Origin of the sequence: Acetobacter lambici, from assembly GCF_011516885.1 — a bacterium.
GTDB lineage: Bacteria > Pseudomonadota > Alphaproteobacteria > Acetobacterales > Acetobacteraceae > Acetobacter > Acetobacter lambici.
On record NZ_WOTD01000091.1, the window covers coordinates 1 to 3,887 of the forward strand.

General features: G+C 51.1%; 2 protein-coding genes and 1 pseudogene. All 3 read left to right on the forward strand.

Annotated elements, in window-relative coordinates; all coding sequences use genetic code 11:
* Positions 1 to 107 precede the first annotated feature (107 nt).
* A pseudogene (locus tag GOB86_RS16235) lies at positions 108 to 989 on the forward strand (LysR family transcriptional regulator); the annotation flags it as partial.
* Between the two features lie 836 nt (positions 990 to 1,825).
* Entirely contained in the window at positions 1,826 to 2,995 is a 1,170-nt protein-coding gene (locus GOB86_RS14845; RefSeq protein ID WP_025439994.1) for an oxalate decarboxylase family bicupin, read from the forward strand.
* Positions 2,995 to 3,645, forward strand: coding sequence for a YoaK family protein (locus tag GOB86_RS14850; RefSeq protein WP_061498573.1), 651 nt, complete (start codon positions 2,995 to 2,997; stop codon positions 3,643 to 3,645). The genes GOB86_RS14845 and GOB86_RS14850 overlap by 1 nt, the downstream gene beginning before the upstream one ends.
* The last annotated feature ends 242 nt before the right edge of the window (positions 3,646 to 3,887 follow it).

Consider the following 3,887-nt stretch of genomic DNA (forward strand, 5'->3'; position numbering starts at 1 on the left):
ACCCGCCGCCAGAAGCAGAATATCGTCAATATTCCAGATCGGGCTCCTGTGGGATGACTGAATTCTACAAAATAACCTGAAATAACCCCAAGTGTGAGAAATCCGCGTCGAAAGCGGCGGAGGCCTGTCACGTCTCGCAACCCGCGCTCTCACGCGCCATTCGTCAGCTTGAAGCGGACTTGGGCGTGACGATTGTTGAAAGAAAGAGAAAAGCATTTACGCTTACAGAAGAAGGGAAGCGGGTTATCCGGTGGGCTCACGATATTCTGCGTGGGATCACGGAATTACGTCAGGATGCTTCCTTGGCAAGGCAGGGACTTTTCGGAATCATACGTATTGGCGTCATTCCGACGGCAGTTCATCTTATTCCCCTGATCCTGCAGGATATAAGGAAAGATGCTGGACCATGTGCCAGTGCCGTACAGGTCATTCCAAATGAAGACATCATTTCGAAGTTGATTTCAAAGGAAATTGATTTCGGCATTATGTATACGGATCAAATGCCTCAGGCCAATTCGTTCGAGGTGCGTACACTTTACGCGGAACATCAGGTTCTGGCTGCCGTAGATGATTTTGAGCTTCCGCTTTAACCGGAAATCACCTGGGAAGAAGCAGCGACTCTTCCGTTGGCATTACTGACAAAAGGTATGCATTGTCGGCAATTGATTGATACCGGGTTTCAAATCGCTGGTGTTACTCCCAATGTACAAATGGAATCAGATTCTCTGGAACTCATACACGCCGAGTTGATGCTTGGTAATGTCGTAACGATACTTCCCATCGCCTCTTTTCCCTTGCGCATATCAGGTGAACAAAAGCTGCAAAAGCGGGCTCTTCAGGGGTTCTCACCAGGTTTCATTGGTCTTTGCAGGATGAAGGACGAACCGATAACGACTTTTGCATCTCGTGCCTGGGGCACTGCTGTAGCAATCGACTACGCTCATGCCATTGAAAAATCCTGTCTGACTCCGGTTGAAACAGAAAAATAAAAATAAATTAGGGAGCAATATACTTTTTTATTCCGTTCGGAAAAAGTGCAGGACACCCAGCTTTTTTCGAAAAACGTAGAGTATGCACTTCTTTTATGGAGCGCATATAGGGTTTTTGCTTTGGAGAACGTAAATGGTCTTTAGAAACTGCAAACACGCGTGCTGCATTGCCGCATTCGTCACGATCCTTCTGGGTCTGTCAGGATGTGCGGATACGGCAGGGCAAGCAAACAACAGACAATCTGTGTACAATGCGATAAAAAATATCCAGTCTGATCCGCATACTATTCCAGATCTCGGTATGTTTTAGAATAAAAATATGTCAGCAGGATCGTCATGACGAGGCATGGAGGCGATAGTCAGACGCAGACTTCCGTTCAAATCTGTTTCAGGCTCCGTGAGGGGATTGAAGATGGCGACCTGCATTGGCTGACAGACGAACAGGTAGTGCGTCTGCGGCCCTTTTCCCGAAAAGCCATGGCACGGCTCAGGTTGACGAACTCTGCATGCTGAGTGGGGGCATCTTCGTCAATCGGACAGTGGTGCTTCCATAAAGAATTGTCCGTATTGCTGCTTTTATTTTCAGAAACGGACATATCTCTTCGTTCTGTCCACAAAATCCGTCTATTTGTAATAATAATTGCTTCGAGAATTTTTAAATATAATTTATATATTTTATAAAATTAATCAGATGCTTTCTGTGAGTATTTTACCTTCGTGAATATTCACATTGTTGTGAGTATTCAACCATAAACAGAATTCTTGATGGACATCAATGCTTCACTCCTGCTAGTGACATATTTTGTCGCAATTCACATCAGGCAGGAAATACCCCAATGGCAGACCTTCCCTGGACCAGCTCAAAACGTGAGGCCCCGGAACCCGTTCGCGGTGATCGTGGGGCGAGCATTCTTGGACCGCGCAATCTTCCACGTGAACGCGAGGTTCCCGATCTGCTGGCGTCACCGGACACGGATGCGGGGACAATTCCCAATCTGAAATTCTCTTATGCCGACGCACGCAATCGTCTTGGCTCCGGTGGGTGGGCGCGTGAAATTACCATTCGCGAACTCCCGGTCGCTACAACGCTTGCGGGAGTGAACATGCGGCTCAAACCCGGCGGGTATCGAGAGCTTCATTATCACAAGGAAGCTGAATGGGGTTTCATGATCGCTGGGAAAGCGCGGGTCACGGCGCTGGATACAAGCGGACACCCTTTTGTTGATGATGTTGAAGCCGGGGATATCTGGAATTTTCCCGCCGGGATTCCTCACTCCATTCAGGGACTTGGCGATGAGGGATGCGAATTCCTTCTTGTTTTTGATGACGCGAATTTTTCTGAAAACGAAACTTTCCTGATCAGCGACTGGTTCGCTCATACGCCGCGACATGTTCTGGCGAAGAATTTCGGTGTGCCGGAATCCGTTTTCGCCAATCTGCCAACAGATGTGGAAAAAACGCGCTGGATCTTCAATGGAACCGAACCGACGGTTGCAAAGGAAGATGCGATCAAATGTCCGCAGGGTCCGTCGCAGATCCGGTATACGCATCGGTTTTTGAAGCAGGAGCCTGCGAAAGCTGCTGGCGGAACCGTGCGGGTTGTCGATTCCCGTAACTTTCCGGCGGCCTCGACCATTGCCGCTGCAATTAATGTTGTGGAACCGGGGAGGATGCGCGAACTTCACTGGCATCCGAACAATGACGAGTGGCAGTATTTCGTTCGTGGCCGTGCACGTATGACGGTTTTCGCATCGGGCGGGAAGGCGCGAACCTTCGATTACTGTGCGGGCGATGTGGGTTATGTGCCGCTCGGGATGGGGCATTATCTGGAAAATATCGGCGATGAACCGATGGTTTTTCTGGAAGCGTTCAAGAGCGATCACTTCGCCGATTTCTCGGCCAATCAGTGGTTGGGCCTGTCGCCGCGTCAGATGGTGAAGGAACATCTCAATCTTGACGATGAAACGTTGTCGAAACTGCGGCAGGACAAACCGCTGATCGTCTGATGACACCGCTGATACGCTCGGCCCTGCGCGTTCTCGCGCTGAGTCTTGTGGCGGGGTATGTGGATGCCGTGGGGTATGTTGAACTCCACGGCATTTTCACGGCCGCGATGACGGGAAATTCGACCACCTTCGGGATCTCCCTGGCCGACCGGGATCTGGCCAGAGCCGGCGCGATCGGCACGGTTCTGGGGCTGTTTTTTTTCGGAGCGCTGGCGGCGAGTCTGTTGCGGCGGGCTTTGCCGGCATACCGGCATGAGTGGCTGTGGATGGCGGGATTGCTGGTTCTGGCTCAGGGCGTCCACTGGTCTCATGCCGCAGGTGGCAGTGCTCGAATTGAGACGCTGTTGCTGGCGGTTGCGATGGCGATGCAGGGCGAGGCGCTTTCACGCTTTTCCGGTATTTCCGTGCAGACGATTGTTGTCACCAATAATATTGTAAAATTCGCTGATAATATTGCGGAGTTTCTCTGTGGGATCTGGCGGGGAAAGAGAGAGTTTTCGCTGGCTTCATTGCTGCCGGGACTTGGCTGGACCGGGTGTATCGCCGGAGCGTTTGTGTCGGTTTTTGCGCGCGGGGCGACTTCGGGGTTCTTTCTGGTTCCGGTGCCGCTGCTGATTGGCCTGTTTTTCCTCTGGCCGGATCAGGGATGATGGGGTGATAATTACCTGCAGCTGACGCAATCCGTCCCACTCGTTCCCTGATTACAAGTCTCCAGTTTCCATTGGCTGCACGTTCCGGAAACGGGTGCAAACATCACAGGGTGAGCGGGAGAACAGACTGCGGTTCTTCCGCACTTTTCGTGATGATGTTTTTTGATTATGCGGGCTGAAGGACACGCGCCCTGAGGAGTTCGAAGCCTGCTCTTCCGAACATGGTTCGCTTGATCATTTTC